We start from the raw sequence: 15,598 nt of genomic DNA, 5'->3' as shown, positions 1-15,598 counted from the left end.
TGGCCTCCGGTTGGGCGCGGCGATCGTCGATGCTGTCGGCGTCCACCCACCTCAGGCGGCCACCGCCGGTGCCCGCCCTCCGAGAGCCGAGCGCGGTCATGTCCACCGACGACGTCTACTCCCGCTTCACCGCCCGCGATCCCCTGCTGCTGGTCGCCCTCCACAACGGCGACCCCGACGTCATCCGGGCAGTGACCCGGCTGCTGCGGCTGACGCCGCTGTCGCACCTCGCGGCTCACCAGGCCTCGCTCGTCGACGTGCTGGCCGGCGTGCCGGAGGTCCACGGCCGCCTCCGCTCGACCTGGGGGCAGGAGGATCCCGAGCTCACCACCCGGCTGCTCACCTGGGCCGAGCAGCGCCGCGCGTCGGCGCTGCGGGCGCAGGCCGCCGCGGCCGCGCGGGACCTGACCAGCGTCTGACCGGCGCCCGGCGCCCGGCGTCAGGAGGGCGGGGCGAAGGGCCCGTCCCCCGCAGGTGGCGGGGTGGGGCGAGGGGCCCCAGGGCTCGGGAGGGGGGCGCGGGGGAAGGGGGGTCCGGGCGACGCGCTGCTCGGCGGTGGCGTCGCCGCCGGTCGTGGGCCGGGCGGCGGGGGGGCAGCACCCGGACCGCGGAGGGTCGGGGCCTGCAGCAGCGCCGCGATGCACAGCAGGAGCGCCTCGGGGTGGGTGCCCGCCGGCGGCCGGTGCCGCATCCGGTCGGCCATCGCGGTGGCGAGGTCCGTCGCGACCCGCGCGCGGTGCGCGGGCTGCAGCGACCCGGCGCGCAGCAGGAACCGCCGGACGAGCGCGTAGTCGGCGGCGTTCAACCCGCGGACGTCCAGCGTCGAGGCGTACCCGCGCAGGGCGGGCGGCACCTGCCAGAAGACGACCTGGTCGGCGGGGCTGGTGCCGGTCCGGTCGCGGATGATGACCGTTCCGGCGGCGAGGTCCCCGAGCCGCTGACCCTTCCGGGTGACGAGGGCGGTGACGACGGCCGGGATGCCGAGGAACAGGTAGAAGTCGACGAACGCGAACAGCCCGCGGATCGCGGCGTGGCGGAAGCGGACGGGCGCGCCGTCGGTGGTCACCACCCGCAGGCCGAGCGCGGCCTTCCCGGCGCTGCGGCCGCCGAAGAGGGTCTCGGACCCGACGGGGTACCCCCACAGGACGAGGAAGTTCAGCACCAGGATGACGACGATGAGCGGCCACGCCGGCCCGCCCCCGCTGGCGAGGGTGAACGCCCCGACGGCCGCCACGGCGAGCAGCACGAGGATGTACAGCACCGTCGCCATCAGGAACAGGTCGATCAGGATCGACAGGGCACGGCTGCCGACGTCCGCCAGCGGCAGGTCGACGCGCACCGCCTCCGGGGTGTACAGGGCGGACCGGCGGCCGGCCGCCCCCTCCTCCGTCGTCGTGATGTGACCCCTCCCGGGCGTAGCGTGGTGGCGTGAACCTGGACCGCTTCGTCGCGACGCACCAGCCGACCTGGCAGCGCCTCGACGCGCTCGCCAACCGTAACCCCTCGCAGCTGAGCGCGGACGACGTGGCCACGTTCGTGGCGGACTACCAGCGCACCTCGACCCACCTGTCCATGGCGCGCACCGTGTACGCCGACCCGGACCTGACCGCGCGCCTCTCACAACTGGTCGCCACCGCCGGCGCGACGTTGTACGGGAGCCGCCCCCGGACCCTCGCCCAGATCGCCCGGTTCTTCACCGAGACCTTCCCGGCGGCCCTGTGGCACCTGCGGTGGTACATCGTCACCGCGGCGGTGATCTTCGTCGGCGTCGCCGTCGGCCTGGGGACCTGGGTGGCGCAGTCGCCGCGGGCCCTCGACGCCGCCATCCCGCCGGCGGTGCAGGACGCGCTGGTCGCCGGCGACTTCGTCGAGTACTACTCCGACCGGCCGTCGGGCCAGTTCTTCGCCGAGGTCGGGCTGAACAACATCCAGGTCGGGTTCCTCGCCTTCGTCGTCGGCATCGCCGCCGGCCTCCCGACGGTGTACGTGCTGATCATCAACGCGGCCAACGTCGGCCTCGCCGGCGGGCTGTTCCACGCCCGCGGCGTCGGCGAGGTGTTCTGGGGGGTCATCACCCCCCACGGGCTGCTCGAGCTGACCGCGGTGTTCGTCGCCGCGGGGATGGGCCTCGCGCTCGGGTGGTCCTGGATCGCCCCCGGCGACGCCACCCGCGGGGAGTCGCTGCGGCAGATGGCCAGCCGCGCGATCACCGTGGTCACCGGCCTGGTCGTCGTCTTCGGGATCGCCGCGCTGATCGAGGGGTTCGTCACCGGCGCGCCGCTGCCGACGTGGGTCCGGGTCGGCGTCGGCGTCGTCGCCGAGGCGGCCTTCCTGGCCTACTGGATCGGGGTGGGCCGGGCCGTCGGGGCGAGGGGGTTGACGGGCACGATCGGCCAGGCCGACCGGCCGCTGTGGGATCCGATCCCCGCGGGAGGGTTGCCGACTGCCCGATCGGTCAATGATCTGTCCCGATGGACAAGCTCTGGACGTTCTTCGGCGACCTGATCTACGACCTGACCTACAACGCCGACATCACCCGCCGCGAGGCGGTCATGGGCGCGATCCGGGTGTGGAACCGGGGCGCGACCCGCTGACCCGGGACGCAGTCACAGCCGGCCGGCGGCCTTCAGGTCGAGGTACGCGTCGATCAGCCTGAGCGGCAGGCGCGTCGGCGGGTCGTCGACGACCTGCGCCCCGAGGCCCCGCAGCAGCCGGGCGCTGCGACGCCGGTCGGCCTCGGCCCGCAGCGCGGCGGCCATCCGGTACGCGGCGGTGGCGTCCCGCGGCGGACGGGTGGTCCACGCACGCACCGACGGGTCCGCCGGGCTGGCGACCAGCAGCAGGTGGCGGCGGGACAGCAGCGGGACGGCCGGTGCGAGGGACTCGGTGACCGGCGCCGCGGACAGGTCGGTGAGCACGACGACCAGCGCGCGACGGCGGTGGCGGACGAGCGCCTCGGCGAACGCCGCGGCGTAGTCGGGCTCGACCAGCTCGACCGGGACGTCGGCGAGCGCTTGGGTGATCCGGGCCAGCTGCGCCGTGCCGGTCCGCGGCGGGACGGAGGCGCCGACGACGTCGGCGAACGTGACCAGCCCGACCCGGTCGCCCATGCCGGTGGCCACGCGCGTCAGCGCCATCGCGGCGTCCATGGCGTGCTCCAGCCGCGGTGCGACACCTGCCCGCGCACCTCCCGGTGCGACTCCTGCTCGCGCACCTCCCGGTGCGACACCTGCTCGCGCACCTCCCGGTGCGACATCGTCGTCGACCGCGTCGCGGCCCATCCGCCCGGCCATCGTCCGGCCGTGGTCGAGCAGGATGAGGACGTGCTGGTTCCGCTCGGCCCGGTAGGTGCGGACGATCGGCTTGAGGGCCCGGGCCGTCGCAGCCCAGTCGATGCGGCGGCTCTCGTCGTCCGGGGTGTACTCCCGCAGGGATTCGAAGTCCGTGCCCTGCCCGCGCAGGCGGACGGTGCGCAACCCCTCGGCCTGGCGGCGGGCCTGCTGCAGCGCGAGCTCGGCGGTGTCGCGCGAGGGGAAGGCAGGGTGGACGCGGATCGTGCGGGCCACGTCGACGTCGGCCTGGCGCATCACGAGCCCGAGCGGTCCGTGGACGCGCAGCGTGATCGCGCCGAGCCCGATCGTGCCCCGCCGGGCCGGGGTCACCTCCCGCGCCGCGCTGCGCCGACCGCGGGCCGGCACGACCAGCCGGCCGCGGCGGTCGCCCACCCGCAACGACCCCGGGAGGGCGTCGGCCACGTCGACGACCAGCGCGCGCCCGACCGGGTTCCGGATGGTCCAGCGCAGCGTCGACGTCGCGTCGAGCACGAGCACGTCGTCGACCTCTCGGCGGATGCCGATCCGCGACGGCGCCGGCGCCAGCGCCCAGGCGACCGCGCAGGCGACGAGGACCACGAGGTCGCCCACCAACCACACCACCCCCGCCCCGGTCCCGAACGGCAGGAGCGCCAACCCGACGGCGACCAGCGCCGCGGCGACCCGCCACGTCGGGACGGGCCAGGCACGTCCGGACGGCGCGGTCGGCACCTCCCCGGCGGTCGGGTCGTCGGCAGCGGACCGCTCCCCCTCCCCCGGTGGAGGGGTGGGGGTCCCCGGCGCGGGCGGCGGGGGCGTCGGGGCGGTGGGGGCGCGCATCACGTCGGGCTCGGGAGCCGAGCTCAGCGGGGCACCGGCACCGCGGCCAGGATGCCCTGGAGGACGGTGTCGGCGTCGCCGCCCTCGAGCTCGACGTCGGGGCGGACCTGCACCCGGTGCCGCAGGGCCGGCAGGGCCATCGCCTTGACGTCGTCGGGGGTGACGTAGGTGCGACCGGACAGCCACGCCCACGCCTTCGCCGCCTTCAGCAGCATGGTCGATCCGCGCGGGCTGATGCCGAGGGTCAGTGACGGGGACTGCCGGCTCGCATCGGCCAGGGCGACGATGTAGCCGAGCACCGACGGGTCGGTCCGGATGGCGGCGACCTGCTGGCGGGCGGCGTCGAGCTCGGCGGCGCCCGCGACGGGCCGCACCCCGCTCTCGCGCACCGCGTGGGGGTCCATCCCCGCGTCGTGGCGGGCCAGCACCGTCTGCTCGTCCGCCGTGCTGGGGTAGCCGACGATCAGCTTGAACAGGAAGCGGTCGAGCTGGGCCTCGGGCAGCGGGTAGGTGCCCTCGTACTCGACGGGGTTCTGGGTGGCCACCACGAGGAACGGGACGGGCAGGTCGCGTGGGGTCCCCTCGACGGTGACGCGTCGTTCCTCCATCGCCTCGAGGAGCGCCGCCTGGGTCCGCGGCGGGGTGCGGTTGATCTCGTCGGCCAGCAGCAGGTTGGTGAACACCGGACCCTGTCGGAACCTGAACGCCCCCTGCAGCGACGTCGCCTCCGCGTCGTAGACGTTCTGGCCGAGCACGTCAGAGGGCATGAGGTCGGGCGTGAACTGCACGCGCGCCTGGTGCAGGTCCAGGGCGGCGCCGAGGGCCGACACCATCAGGGTCTTGGCCGTGCCGGGGACGCCCTCGAGCAGCACGTGGCCGCGGACCAGCAGGGCGGCCAGCAGCCCGGAGACGGCGCCGCCCTGGCCGACCACCACCTTGGCCACCTCGTCGCGGACCGCGATGATCGCGGCGCGGGGATCGGACGGCGCGGGGGGGATGTCGCTCACGGGGACGGGGCTCCTGTGGTCGTGGACGGGTGCGGGCTGGTCGGCGGTGCGGCGGTGCTGCCGTCCCGCGGGTCGGCGGTCTGGCGCTGGCGGATCCGGGCGACGGTCGACGCCGCCGCGTTGGCGTAGCGGACCAGTCCGGCGTCGTCGGTCGGGAGCGGCGCGAGCAGGAGGCTGCGGAGCGTCTCGGCGGTGAGGTCGGTGCGGGCCGCGGCGATCGTGACGAAGGTCTCGGGGTCGTCGACGGCGGGGATGCCCAGGCGCTGGGTGAGCTGGCGGTGGACGTGGGCCCGCATGATCGCCGCGGCCTCAGGGGCCCGCCCTGCGCGGGACAGCAGGTTGCCGACGGCGACCGTCGTCTCGGCGGCCTCGATGCGCACCGGGGTGGTCTCGCCGACCGGCCGGCCGTGGCGGCGCGCCCGCCACCAGACCAGGGCGAGCCAGGCCAGGGGGAGCTGGAGCAGCGCGTAGGCCACCTGGTCGCCGAGGAGGTCGGCGAGCCCCTCCCCCGCCCCCGCCCCCGCCGGGTCGTCCGGCGTGATCACGTGCAGGTCCGCCTCCCCCTCGGGGGTGAGGAGGTTGACCAGCAGCACGGCGGTGTCCTCGACGTCGAGCAGCTGGTTCGTGAGGGTGAACGGCCCGCCGATGCTGATGACCTCCCCCTCCCCCCGCGGCGTGCGGACCATCCAGTGGCCGTCGTTGCGCGGGAAGCAGCCCGTCGCGTCCGGCCCCAGGTCGAAGACCGAGCCGCCCTGCACCGCGACCCGGTCGACCCCGTCGACGAGCGGGTCGTCGCAGTCCGGTTCGATCGTGGGCTCGGTGAAGGCGATGCTGGTGACGCCGGTCAGGTCGGGGGCGAGGTCGCTGAACGGGTCGGCCAGGACGAGGCGCCCGCCGTCGGCCACCCAGTCGGTGACCGCCCCGCGCTGGGCGTCGGACAGGCCGTCGGTGATGACCAGGGCGACGCCGTCGTCGCCGGTCGGGGCGCCGTCGTCGACGCGCACGTCGACGCCGAGGCGCTCGAGGACCTCGACGATCCCGCGGGTCCCCACCGGGCTGGTCGACCGCGGGTCGAGGGGCGGGCCGGACCGGCCGCGCGGACCGATCGCGACGACGAGCACGACGACGACGATCGCACCGAGGAGGTACCGGAGGAGCACCTGGCGGCGGCTCGTCCCGGCCGGGTGCGCGGGTGCGCTCACCGGCCGGCGCCGACCGTGCGGCGCGGGACCGCGTCGACGATCCGCGCCTGCAGGGCGTGGACGGCGGCGAGGTCGTCGACGTCGACGGCGACACCGCCGTACCAGACGTCCTCGAAGCGACCGGTGAGGGTGGCGAAGGGGTCGGCGGCGGCCGGCAGGGCCGTGGTGACTGCGTGGAGGTACTCGCCGGTGGTCCGGCCGGGCACCTCGTCCACCAGGTCGGCGGCGGCGAGGACCGCGAGGGTCTCGCGGTACCGGCAGCGGAGCGCCTCGCGGTAGGCGCCCTCGCGGAGGTGCCGCTCGGCCTCGTCGGCCCAGGACACCGGCGTCCGCCCGATCGGGCCGGTGACGACGGTCGACACGGTCGCGCCGCGTCGCAGCCTGCCGAGGAACACGACCACGGCGGTCAGCAGGGCGAGCACGATGGCGACCAGGGCCAGGGCCGCGACGATCGATCCCGCGCCGCCGTCGCCGTCGAAGCGGAGCAGCAGCCGTCCGAGCTGCTCCAGCGCGGCCTGCAGGGCGCGGTCGAGGAGGGACGGGCCGCCGGCCTCGGCGTAGTCGGCCTGGCTCAGCACCTCCTCGGCCGTGCGCCGGATGGTGTCGGGGTCCGCCTGGGCGAGGAGGCCGATCACGGCCGCGCTCCTGCGGCGGCGCGCATCTGGTCGAGGATGACGTCGAAGTCGTGGCCCTCCTGGCGGATCCGCAGGTCGCTGTGGAGCAGCACCATGGCGGCCGCGGTGAGGGGGACGACGATGAGCTGGCTGAGGACGTTGGCGGCGGCGATCAGGACCCAGGCGAAGCCCAGCCCGCCGATGATGCCGATCGCGTTGGGGATCCCGGCCAGCAGGACGGCGATGAGGTTGAAGACGAAGCTGGTGCCGACGACCACCCCGGCGGTGCGCCAGTAGGCGCGGCGCGCGAGGGTGATGCCGTGGCGGATCGCGTCCGCGCCGGAGCCGTCCTCGAGCACCACCGCCGGGGTGACCACGGCGACCAGCGGGGTCAGCCCGATGGCCGCGATGACGCCGAGCACGATGAAGACGGCGACCAGCGGGGCGACGCCGGCGACCCCGGCCAGCACCGCGAACCCGAGCAGCAGGCCCCGGGCGATCAGGAACCCCACCGCCGCGCCGACGAGCCACCCGGCCCTGCGCACGGCGACGCCGGTCGAGCGTCGGAGGTCCGCGGGGCGTCCGGACGCGACCTGTCCGGCGGCGTGGGCGAGCGCCCCGGCGAGGACGGGGGTGACGACGAACTGCACGACGAGCGACAGGACGGTCGCGCCGGTCACCCCGCCCTCGCCGAGCAGGATCTGGGCGCCGGTCGGATCGTCGAGGATGCCGCTGACGCCGAGGACCAGGGCCTCCCGCTGCACGAAGGCGGTGACGAGCTGGAGGGGGACCATGACCGCGAGGACCAGCGCGACCATGGGCCGCAGCCCGGCGCGGAAGACCGCGAAGGACCCGTCGAGGATGTCGGTGAAGCGCAGCGGCCGGACCTCCACGACCCCGCGGGTGGTGTCGTACGCGGGGCGGGAGGGGGCCACGGGCGGCGGGGGTCCCTCGGGGCGGGGACCCCCTCCCCAGGCACCGGGCTGATCAGCCATCGAGGACCGAAGCCGGCGGGTGGGGCTCCATGGCGGCGGCAGCCGCGAGGTCCCTGGTGGTCGTCGGCGGCGGGGACGTGCCGGCGGTCTGGCGCAGGTGGTCGTGGATCGCCGCGATCTGGCGGAGGTGGGCGTCCACCCACCGCGGGTCGTAGCCCGCCACGACCAGGGGGAAGTCGTGCCGGCGGATGTCCGCACCGGTGAGGGTGGGTTCCAGCCGGGCGGGGACGAAGCGGGCGCGCGGCGGGACGACCTCGGCGTACAGCGCCCAGACCAGCAGGCCGGCGAGGACGATGGACACGCAGACGATGGGGATCATGACGTGTGGGGCACGATACCGGCTGGCATGCGGATGACCTTCCCGACCCGGACGTTCGACTTCGACACAGAGGTCGCGGTGATGGCCATCGTGAACCGGACGCCGGACAGCTTCTACGACGAGGGGCGGACGTTCGGGCTGGAGGCCGCCGTGGACCACGCCCTCGCGCAGGTGGCCGACGGCGCGGACATCCTCGACGTCGGCGGGGTGAAGGCCGGTCCGGGTGAGGACGTCAGCGAGTCCGACGAGCTCGACCGCATCATCCCCTTCGTCGAGGCGTTCCGCGCCCGCTCGTCGGCGGTGCTCAGCATCGACACGTTCCGGCCCCGCGTCGCCCGGGCGGCGCTCGAGGCGGGCGCGGACATCATCAACGACACCTCGGCGCTGGCCGACCCCGACCTGGCCGGCGTGGTGGCGGAGTTCCCCGATGCCGGCATGGTGCTCATGCACTCCGGCGGGGAGGTGCGCACCCGCCCGTACCGGAACCACTACGTGCCGGACGCGACGACGGCCATCACCGCCGAGCTGGCCCGGCTGGCGTCGCTGGCCGAGGCCGCCGGCGTGGCGCCGGACAGGCTGATCATCGACCCGGGGCACGACTTCCGGAAGAACACCCTGCAGTCCCTCGAGGTGACCCGCCGGCTCCCGGAGCTGTGCGCCCTCGGCTACCCGGTCCTCGTCGCGCTGTCCAACAAGGACTTCATCGGCGAGGCGCTCGACCTCGAGATCGGCGAGCGGGTCGACGCCTCCGTCGGCGCCGCGGTCGCGTCGGTGCTGCTCGGCGCCCGCCTGGTCCGCGTGCACGAGACCCGGGCCACCAAGCGCGCGGTCATGATGGCCGAGGCGATCATGGGCTGGCGCCCCCCGGCCCGGGCTTGGCGGGGCATGGAGTAGCCGCTCGACCGGCCAGGATCGCGCCGAACGTCGCCGTCAGGCGACGGAGGCCCCGATCGCGCCCACCTTCGCTGCGCCGCTGGGACCTCAGAGGGTCTGGACCTCAGAGGGTCTGGACCTCAGAGGGCCTGGACCTCACCGCCGTCGACGAGGACGACCTGGCCGGTGACGAAGGCGGCGGGCTCGCCGGCGAGGAACGTGGCGACGGCGGCGAACTCCTCGGGGCGGCCGACGCGGCCGAGGGGGATGCCGGCGGCCATCCCGGCGAGGCCCTCCTCGACGTCACCCGACCCGTCGGGTCCGGCGGCGAGGGACTCGAGCCGGCCGGTCCGCGTCGAGCCGGGGGCCAGGACGTTGACGGTGACCGTGCCCTGCCGGCCGGCCTCGGCGTCCTGTGCGGCCAGGTCTGCGACCAGCGAGCGGGCGTAGCCGACGACGCCCATGCGGGCGGTGTTGGACAGGGCGAGGGCGGGGATGGGCTGGCGCACCGACTTCGACGTGACGAAGAGGATCCGGCCCCACCCGGCGTCGCGGAGGTGCGGCAGGCCGGCCTGGGCCAGGTTGATCAGGCTGAGGAGGCTCAGCTCCACCGCGTCGCGGTAGGCCTGCACGTCGAAGGCGGTCGCCATCCCCTGGGGCGGACCGCCGGCGTTCGCCACCAGCACGTGCAGCGCGCCGTGGCGCGCGGCGACGTCGTCGAGCCACGCCCGCGCCGCACCGTGGTCGGTCACGTCGACCGCGGCGGCATCCAGCCCCTCGGCCCTCGCGGCCTCGACCTTGCCGGCGTCCCGCCCGCACACCGCGACCGTCGCCCCTCGGCGCGCATCGCCTCCGCCGTGGCCCGTCCCAACCCTGAGGTGCCCCCGGCGATCGCCACGACCTTGTCCTGCAGTCCGAGATCCATGGCCTGCACGCTACCCCCCGCCCAGCACGAGGTCCGGGTCGCGGTCGAAGGGCACCTGCTCGCAGTCCGGGCCGTCGGGGGGCGTCAGGTCCGCGGCGTCGACCTGCCAGTCGGCCAGCCCGGCGGTCAGGGACGCGAAGTCGATGACTAGGTCGCCGTCCGCGTCCACCGACGTGCTGAACCGGTCGAGGGAGCGGGGGGCGGGCCCCTCCACGACCAACCCGCGCCGGTCCCAGCGCGACCCGGTCGCGTTGGCGCCGAACCCGCCGCTGCTCGGGCACCAGCCGACGCCCTGGCGGCCGTACTCCTCGGCGAGCGGCCCGTTGGTGTTGAAGGCGACCACGCGGCCGTCGACCGCGGTGAGCCAGGCGCAGGGGTTCGACCCGCCGAAGCACACCCGGCGCGGCCGGTCCTCGACGGCGGCCGCGACCCGGTCGGCGGGACCGACGACGACCGTGGACCCGCCGGGTGACAGGCCGCTGTAGAAGACCAGCCCGACGACCGCGACGGCGGCGAGGGCGAGCAGCGGGAACGCCCCGCGGAGCACCCGCACCCTGGGGTCGTCCGGGTCCGGTCCCGGGCCTCGGCTGCGGACCAGGGCGCGCGGGCGCGACGGTCCCCCCGGAGGCGGGCTGGCGGGGCTCGAGCCGTCCGGGAACCGGGGGTCGAACGGGTCGATCCGGCCCTGGTCAACCATGCGGCGGCCAGTCTACGGTCGTCACGGGATCACCCCAGGTGACGCCGTGACCGCGCGGCGGCCAGGGACCAAGGTCCCGACCGGCCCGGTCCGACCGGACTGGCCGGGTCACGGACCGGACGGCACTGTTCGGCTCGAACCAGAACCAGGTCGACGAGGACGGTCCCCATGCACACACAGGTGGTTGACGGCAACGAGGCCGCGGCGAGGGTGGCCTACGCGCTGAGCGAGGTCGTGGCCATCTACCCGATCACACCGGCATCGCCGATGGGCGAGCTCGCGGACGCCTGGGCCGCCGCCGGCCGCGCCAACCTGTGGGGGTCGGTCCCGCGGGTCGTGGAGATGCAGAGCGAGGCCGGTGCCGCCGGCGCGCTGCACGGCGCACTCCAGCGCGGCGCCCTGGCGACGACGTTCACGGCGTCCCAGGGCCTGCTGCTGATGCTGCCCAACATGTTCAAGATCGCCGGCGAGCTGACCCCCGCCGTCATCCACGTCGCGGCGCGGACCGTCGCCACGCACGCCCTGTCGATCTTCGGCGACCACTCCGACGTGATGGCCGCGAGGACCACGGGCTGGGCGATGCTGGCGTCGGCGTCCGTGCAGGAGGCCCAGGACATGGCGGCGGTGTCCCACGCCGCGACGATGCGGACCCGGGTGCCGTTCCTCCACTTCTTCGACGGGTTCCGGACCTCCCACGAGCTGAACCGCATCGATGCGATCGACGACGAGGTGCTGCGCGCCCTGGTCAGCGACGACGACGTGGTGGACCACCGCCTCCGCGGGCTCGACCCCGACGCCCCCGTGCTGCGCGGATCCGCCCAGAACCCCGACGTCTTCTTCCAGGCGCGCGAGGCGGCGAACCCCTTCTACGCCGCGGTGCCGGACGCCGTCGCCGCGGTCATGGACCGCTTCGGCGAGCTGACCGGCCGGCGCTACGGCCTGGTCGAGTACCTCGGCCACCCCGAGGCCGAGCGGGTGCTCGTCCTGATGGGCTCCGGCGCGGGCGCGGTCGCCGAGGCCGTCGAGCACCTCGCCGGGCAGGGCGAGCGCGTCGGGGCGGTCGTGGTCCGGCTCTACCGGCCGTTCCCCGCCGAGGCGCTGCTCGACGCCCTGCCCCCGACCACCCGGCACCTCGCCGTGCTCGACCGGACCAAGGAGCCCGGCGCGGTCGGCGAGCCGCTGTTCACCGACGTCACCGCGGCGCTGGTCCGCGCGGTGGTCGACGGGCGGATCGCCGCCGCCGACGTGCCGCGGGTCACCGGCGGCCGCTACGGCCTGTCCTCGAAGGAGTTCACCCCGGCGATGGTGGCCGGGATCTTCGAGTCGCTCGCGAGCCCCGAGCCGCCGCGGGAGTTCACGGTCGGGATCCTCGACGACGTGACCCACCTCTCCCTCCCGCCGGGTGACCTCGATCTGCCGCGACGCGAGGGCGACGTCAGCGCGGTCTTCTACGGCCTCGGCAGCGACGGCACCGTCGGCGCGAACAAGAACACCGTCAAGATCGTCGGCGAGAGCACCGACCTGCACGCCCAGGGCTACTTCGTCTACGACTCGAAGAAGTCCGGGGCGCAGACCGTCAGCCACCTGCGCTTCAGCCGGCAGCCGATCACGTCGACGTACCTGATCTCCCAGGCCGACTTCGTCGCCTGCCACCAGTTCGGGTTCCTCGGCACCCGCGACGTGCTCGGCATCGCCCGGCACGGCGCCACGGTCCTGCTCAACGTGCCGTTCCCCGCCGAGGAGGTCTGGGACGCGATGCCCGCACCGGTGCAGGAGCAGATCCTGGCGAAGGACCTGCGCGTCTACGCCATCGACGGGCACCGCGTCGCCCGCGAGGTCGGGCTGGGCGCGCGCATCAACACGGTGATGCAGCCGTGCTTCTTCGCCCTCGCCGGCATCCTGCCGCGCGACGAGGCGATCGAGGCGATCAAGGAGTCGGTCAGGAAGACCTACGGCCGCCGCGGCCGCGAGATCGTCGACCGCAACATGGCCGCGATCGACCGTGCGCTCGAGGAGCTGGCGGAGGTGCCGCTCGGCACGTCGGTCACCTCGACCCTCGGGCTCCGCCCGCCGGTGCCGGAGGGCGTGCCCGATTTCGTCGAGCGGGTCACGGCCCGCATCCTCGCCGGGGAGGGGGACCTCCTGCCGGTCAGCGCCCTGCCGGTCGACGGGACGTTCCCGACCGCCACGACGCAGTACGAGAAGCGCGCCATCGCCCAGGAGATCCCGGTGTGGGATCCGAGCATCTGCATCGACTGCGGCAAGTGCGCGATCGTCTGCCCGCACGACGCGATCAAGATGAAGGTGTACGAGCCGGAGCACCTCGAGGGGGCGCCGGAGACCTTCCAGTCCAAGGGCTTCAAGGCCCGCGAGCTCGAGACCCCGCACCTGCTGACCATCCAGGTGTCGCCCGACGACTGCACCGGCTGCACGGTCTGCGTCGAGCAGTGCCCGGCGGTCTCGAAGACCGAGGTCGGGCACAAGGCGATCAACATGGCGCCGTACGCCGACCACCGGGACGTCGAGCGCGCCAACCTGACCCACTACGAGTCGATCCCGCCGCTCGACCGCGCCAAGCTCAGCCACGACACGGTCAAGGGGTCCCAGGTCCTCCAGCCGCTGTTCAGCTACTCGAGCGCCTGCGCCGGCTGCGGGGAGACCCCGTACCTGAAGCTGCTCACCCAGCTGTTCGGCGACCGGATGCTGGTCGCCAACGCCACCGGCTGCTCCTCGATCTACGGCGGCAACCTGCCGACGACCCCGTGGAGCGTGAACGCCGAGGGCCGCGGACCGGCGTGGTCGAACAGCCTCTTCGAGGACAACGCCGAGTTCGGCCTGGGCATCCGCCTCGGCTACGAGCAGCAGGGCGCGGTCGCCCGCGAGCTGCTGGCCGGCCTGGGCGGCACGATCGGCGACGACCTGGTCCGCGCCGTGCTCGACGCCGACCAGACGACCGAGCCCGGCATCGTCGCCCAGCGCGAGCGCATCGCCGCGGTGCTGGCCCGCCTGGAGGGGTCCGACGACCCGCGGGCGGCGCACCTCCGCAGCCTGGCCGGTGCGCTGGTCCGCAAGGACACGTGGATCATCGGCGGTGACGGCTGGGCCTACGACATCGGCTTCGGCGGCGTCGACCACGTCCTCGCGAGCGGCCTCGACGTGAACATCCTGGTGATGGACACCGAGGTGTACTCGAACACCGGCGGGCAGGCGTCGAAGGCGACGCCCCGCGGTGCGGTGGCCAAGTTCGCGACGGCCGGCAAGCCCATCCCGAAGAAGGACCTCGGGATGCTGGCGATGCAGTACGGCACGGTCTACGTCGCCCAGATCGCGATGGGCGCCAACGAGGTCCAGACCGTCCGGGCCCTGCAGGGGGCGGCGGACTGGCCCGGCCCGTCGCTGGTGCTCGCCTACTCGACCTGCATCGCGCACGGCTTCGACATGAAGAACTCGATGCACCAGCAGCGGGACGCGGTGAAGAGCGGCTACTGGCCGCTGTACCGCTTCAACCCGACCCCCGAGGAGCACGGCAAGCCCTTCCACCTCGACAGCCGCAAGCCGGCGATGCCGTTGCGGGAGTTCACGGGGAAGGAGGCGCGCTACGCCATGCTCGAGCGGTCCGACCCCGTCCGCGCCGCCCACCTGATGGAGCTGGCCCAGGCCGACGTCGACGAGCGCTGGAGCTACTACGAGCAGCTCGCCGGCGTGGAGCGCTCCATCCCCCACGAGCCCGGCGCGATCGTCGACGAGGCCGGCGCGGCCGCAGAGGAGAACAGCTGACATGGACCTGTCCACCACCTACCTGGGCCTCGACCTGCGGTCGCCGCTCGTGGCGTCGCCGGGTCCGCTGACCGGGAAGATCGACTCCCTCAGGGCCCTCGAGGCCGCGGGCATCGCCGCGGTGGTGCTGCCCTCGCTGTTCGAGGAGCAGGTCATCCACGACGAGATGTCGACCAGCGCGCTGTTCGACGTCGACCAGGGCAACCCCGAGGCGTCCAGCTACTTCCCCGACCTGCAGGGCATCGAGTCGATCAGCGACCGCTACCTCCGCCACGTGGAGGAGGCCAAGCGGGTCCTCGAGATCCCGGTGATCGCCAGCCTCAACGGGGTCAGCGCCGACGGGTGGGAGCGCTATGCCCGCCTCATCCAGGACGCCGGCGCGGACGCCCTCGAGCTGAACCTGTACCGCGTCGCCGCCGACGTCGACACCTCCGGCTCGGCGATCGAGGCCGAGCAGCTCGACCTGGTCCGGGCGGTCGACGAGGTCACCTACATCCCGCTCGCGGTCAAGGTCAGCCCCTACTACACCGCGTTCGGGCACTTCGCCGCCCGGCTGGTGGCGGTCGGAGCTGATGCGCTGGTGCTGTTCAACCGCTTCTACCAGCCCGACATCCACCCCCAGACCAGGGCGGTCGTCCCCGCCCTCGAGCTGTCCAGCCCGTCGGAGCTGCGGCTGCCGCTGCGGTGGCTCGGCATGCTGCACGGGCGGTTGTCCGCGGACCTCGCGGCCACGACGGGCATCCACACCGGCCTCGACGCGGCCCGGGCCCTGCTCGCCGGTGCCGACGTGACGATGATGACGTCGGCGCTGCTGCGCTACGGCCCGTCGCAGGTCTCGACGGTGGAGCAGGCGCTGGTCGCCTGGGGCACCGAGCACGGCTACGCCTCGGTGGCCGAGCTGCGCGGCAGCGCGAGCCAGGCCAACGTCGCCGACCCGGCTGCCTTCGAGCGCGCCAACTACGTCCAGGGCCTGATCGACTTCGCCAACAGCTTCCAGAGCGCCCAGGGGCACGGCCCCTGGTAGGCGGGGCGCGACGG

General features: G+C 74.4%; 15 protein-coding genes. 6 read left to right on the top strand and 9 right to left on the bottom strand.

Annotated features, from left to right (window positions below):
• Positions 1 to 68 precede the first annotated feature (68 nt).
• Positions 69 to 419, top strand: a complete 351-nt coding sequence (locus tag ACEQ2X_RS20550) for a hypothetical protein (RefSeq protein ID WP_370327744.1) — start codon at positions 69 to 71, stop codon at positions 417 to 419.
• Between the two features lie 20 nt (positions 420 to 439).
• Here ACEQ2X_RS20550 and ACEQ2X_RS20545 read toward each other — a convergent pair whose 3' ends face one another.
• Positions 440 to 1,339 carry an RDD family protein gene (locus ACEQ2X_RS20545; protein WP_370327743.1) on the bottom strand — a complete coding sequence of 300 codons (900 nt, stop codon included), beginning with the start codon at positions 1,337 to 1,339 and terminating at the stop codon, positions 440 to 442.
• 89 nt (positions 1,340 to 1,428) lie between these two features.
• On the opposite strand from ACEQ2X_RS20545, the gene ACEQ2X_RS20540 reads away from it, so the two are divergent.
• Together ACEQ2X_RS20540 and ACEQ2X_RS20535 are read left to right on the top strand one after the other, a co-directional pair.
• The gene (locus tag ACEQ2X_RS20540) at positions 1,429 to 2,505 is read left to right on the top strand and encodes a stage II sporulation protein M (RefSeq protein ID WP_370327742.1); all 1,077 of its coding nucleotides are present in this window, start codon (positions 1,429 to 1,431) and stop codon (positions 2,503 to 2,505) included.
• Positions 2,472 to 2,594, top strand: a complete 123-nt coding sequence (locus ACEQ2X_RS20535; protein WP_370327741.1) for a hypothetical protein — start codon at positions 2,472 to 2,474, stop codon at positions 2,592 to 2,594. Before ACEQ2X_RS20540 ends, ACEQ2X_RS20535 begins: the two co-directional genes overlap by 34 nt.
• Positions 2,595 to 2,606: 12 nt before the next feature.
• On the opposite strand, the gene ACEQ2X_RS20530 is transcribed toward ACEQ2X_RS20535, so the two are convergent.
• From ACEQ2X_RS20530 to ACEQ2X_RS20505, 6 genes are read right to left on the bottom strand one after another with little or no spacing between them, the layout of a single operon-like run.
• Positions 2,607 to 4,151, bottom strand: coding sequence for a DUF58 domain-containing protein (locus tag ACEQ2X_RS20530; RefSeq protein ID WP_370327740.1), 1,545 nt, complete (start codon positions 4,149 to 4,151; stop codon positions 2,607 to 2,609).
• A gap of 23 nt (positions 4,152 to 4,174) precedes the next feature.
• On the bottom strand, positions 4,175 to 5,158 hold the full coding sequence (locus tag ACEQ2X_RS20525; RefSeq protein ID WP_370327739.1) for an AAA family ATPase: 984 nt from the start codon (positions 5,156 to 5,158) through the stop codon (positions 4,175 to 4,177).
• Positions 5,155 to 6,360, bottom strand: coding sequence for a DUF4350 domain-containing protein (locus tag ACEQ2X_RS20520; RefSeq protein ID WP_370327738.1), 1,206 nt, complete (start codon positions 6,358 to 6,360; stop codon positions 5,155 to 5,157). Before ACEQ2X_RS20520 ends, ACEQ2X_RS20525 begins: the two co-directional genes overlap by 4 nt.
• A complete protein-coding gene (locus ACEQ2X_RS20515; RefSeq protein WP_370327737.1) occupies positions 6,357 to 6,995 on the bottom strand; it encodes a DUF4129 domain-containing protein in 639 nt (212 codons plus the stop codon). The genes ACEQ2X_RS20520 and ACEQ2X_RS20515 overlap by 4 nt, the downstream gene beginning before the upstream one ends.
• Positions 6,992 to 7,909: a hypothetical protein gene (locus ACEQ2X_RS20510; protein ID WP_370327735.1), complete on the bottom strand. Its 918-nt coding sequence runs from the start codon at positions 7,907 to 7,909 to the stop codon at positions 6,992 to 6,994. The genes ACEQ2X_RS20515 and ACEQ2X_RS20510 overlap by 4 nt, the downstream gene beginning before the upstream one ends.
• Positions 7,910 to 7,961: 52 nt before the next feature.
• Positions 7,962 to 8,288, bottom strand: coding sequence for a DivIVA domain-containing protein (locus ACEQ2X_RS20505; protein ID WP_370327734.1), 327 nt, complete (start codon positions 8,286 to 8,288; stop codon positions 7,962 to 7,964).
• A gap of 27 nt (positions 8,289 to 8,315) precedes the next feature.
• On the opposite strand from ACEQ2X_RS20505, the gene folP reads away from it, so the two are divergent.
• Entirely contained in the window at positions 8,316 to 9,182 is an 867-nt protein-coding gene (gene folP / locus ACEQ2X_RS20500) for a dihydropteroate synthase (RefSeq protein ID WP_370327733.1), read from the top strand.
• 119 nt (positions 9,183 to 9,301) lie between these two features.
• Here the strand turns inward: folP and ACEQ2X_RS20495 are convergent, their stop codons facing one another.
• Positions 9,302 to 9,982, bottom strand: a complete 681-nt coding sequence (locus tag ACEQ2X_RS20495; RefSeq protein ID WP_370327732.1) for an SDR family oxidoreductase — start codon at positions 9,980 to 9,982, stop codon at positions 9,302 to 9,304.
• Between the two features lie 114 nt (positions 9,983 to 10,096).
• Positions 10,097 to 10,783 (bottom strand): hypothetical protein, encoded by a 687-nt coding sequence (locus tag ACEQ2X_RS20490; protein ID WP_370327731.1) that lies wholly within the window; start codon positions 10,781 to 10,783, stop codon positions 10,097 to 10,099.
• Between the two features lie 168 nt (positions 10,784 to 10,951).
• On the opposite strand from ACEQ2X_RS20490, the gene nifJ reads away from it, so the two are divergent.
• Positions 10,952 to 14,560: a pyruvate:ferredoxin (flavodoxin) oxidoreductase gene (nifJ, locus tag ACEQ2X_RS20485; protein ID WP_370327730.1), complete on the top strand. Its 3,609-nt coding sequence runs from the start codon at positions 10,952 to 10,954 to the stop codon at positions 14,558 to 14,560.
• A gap of 1 nt (position 14,561) precedes the next feature.
• On the top strand, positions 14,562 to 15,584 hold the full coding sequence (locus ACEQ2X_RS20480) for a dihydroorotate dehydrogenase-like protein (RefSeq protein WP_370327729.1): 1,023 nt from the start codon (positions 14,562 to 14,564) through the stop codon (positions 15,582 to 15,584).
• Positions 15,585 to 15,598: the final 14 nt, after the last annotated feature.

Origin of the sequence: Euzebya sp., from assembly GCF_964222135.1 — a bacterium.
Classification (GTDB): domain Bacteria; phylum Actinomycetota; class Nitriliruptoria; order Euzebyales; family Euzebyaceae; genus Euzebya.
The sequence above is the reverse complement of the archived record's forward strand: the minus strand, read 5'-3'. Positions and strand labels throughout refer to the sequence as shown.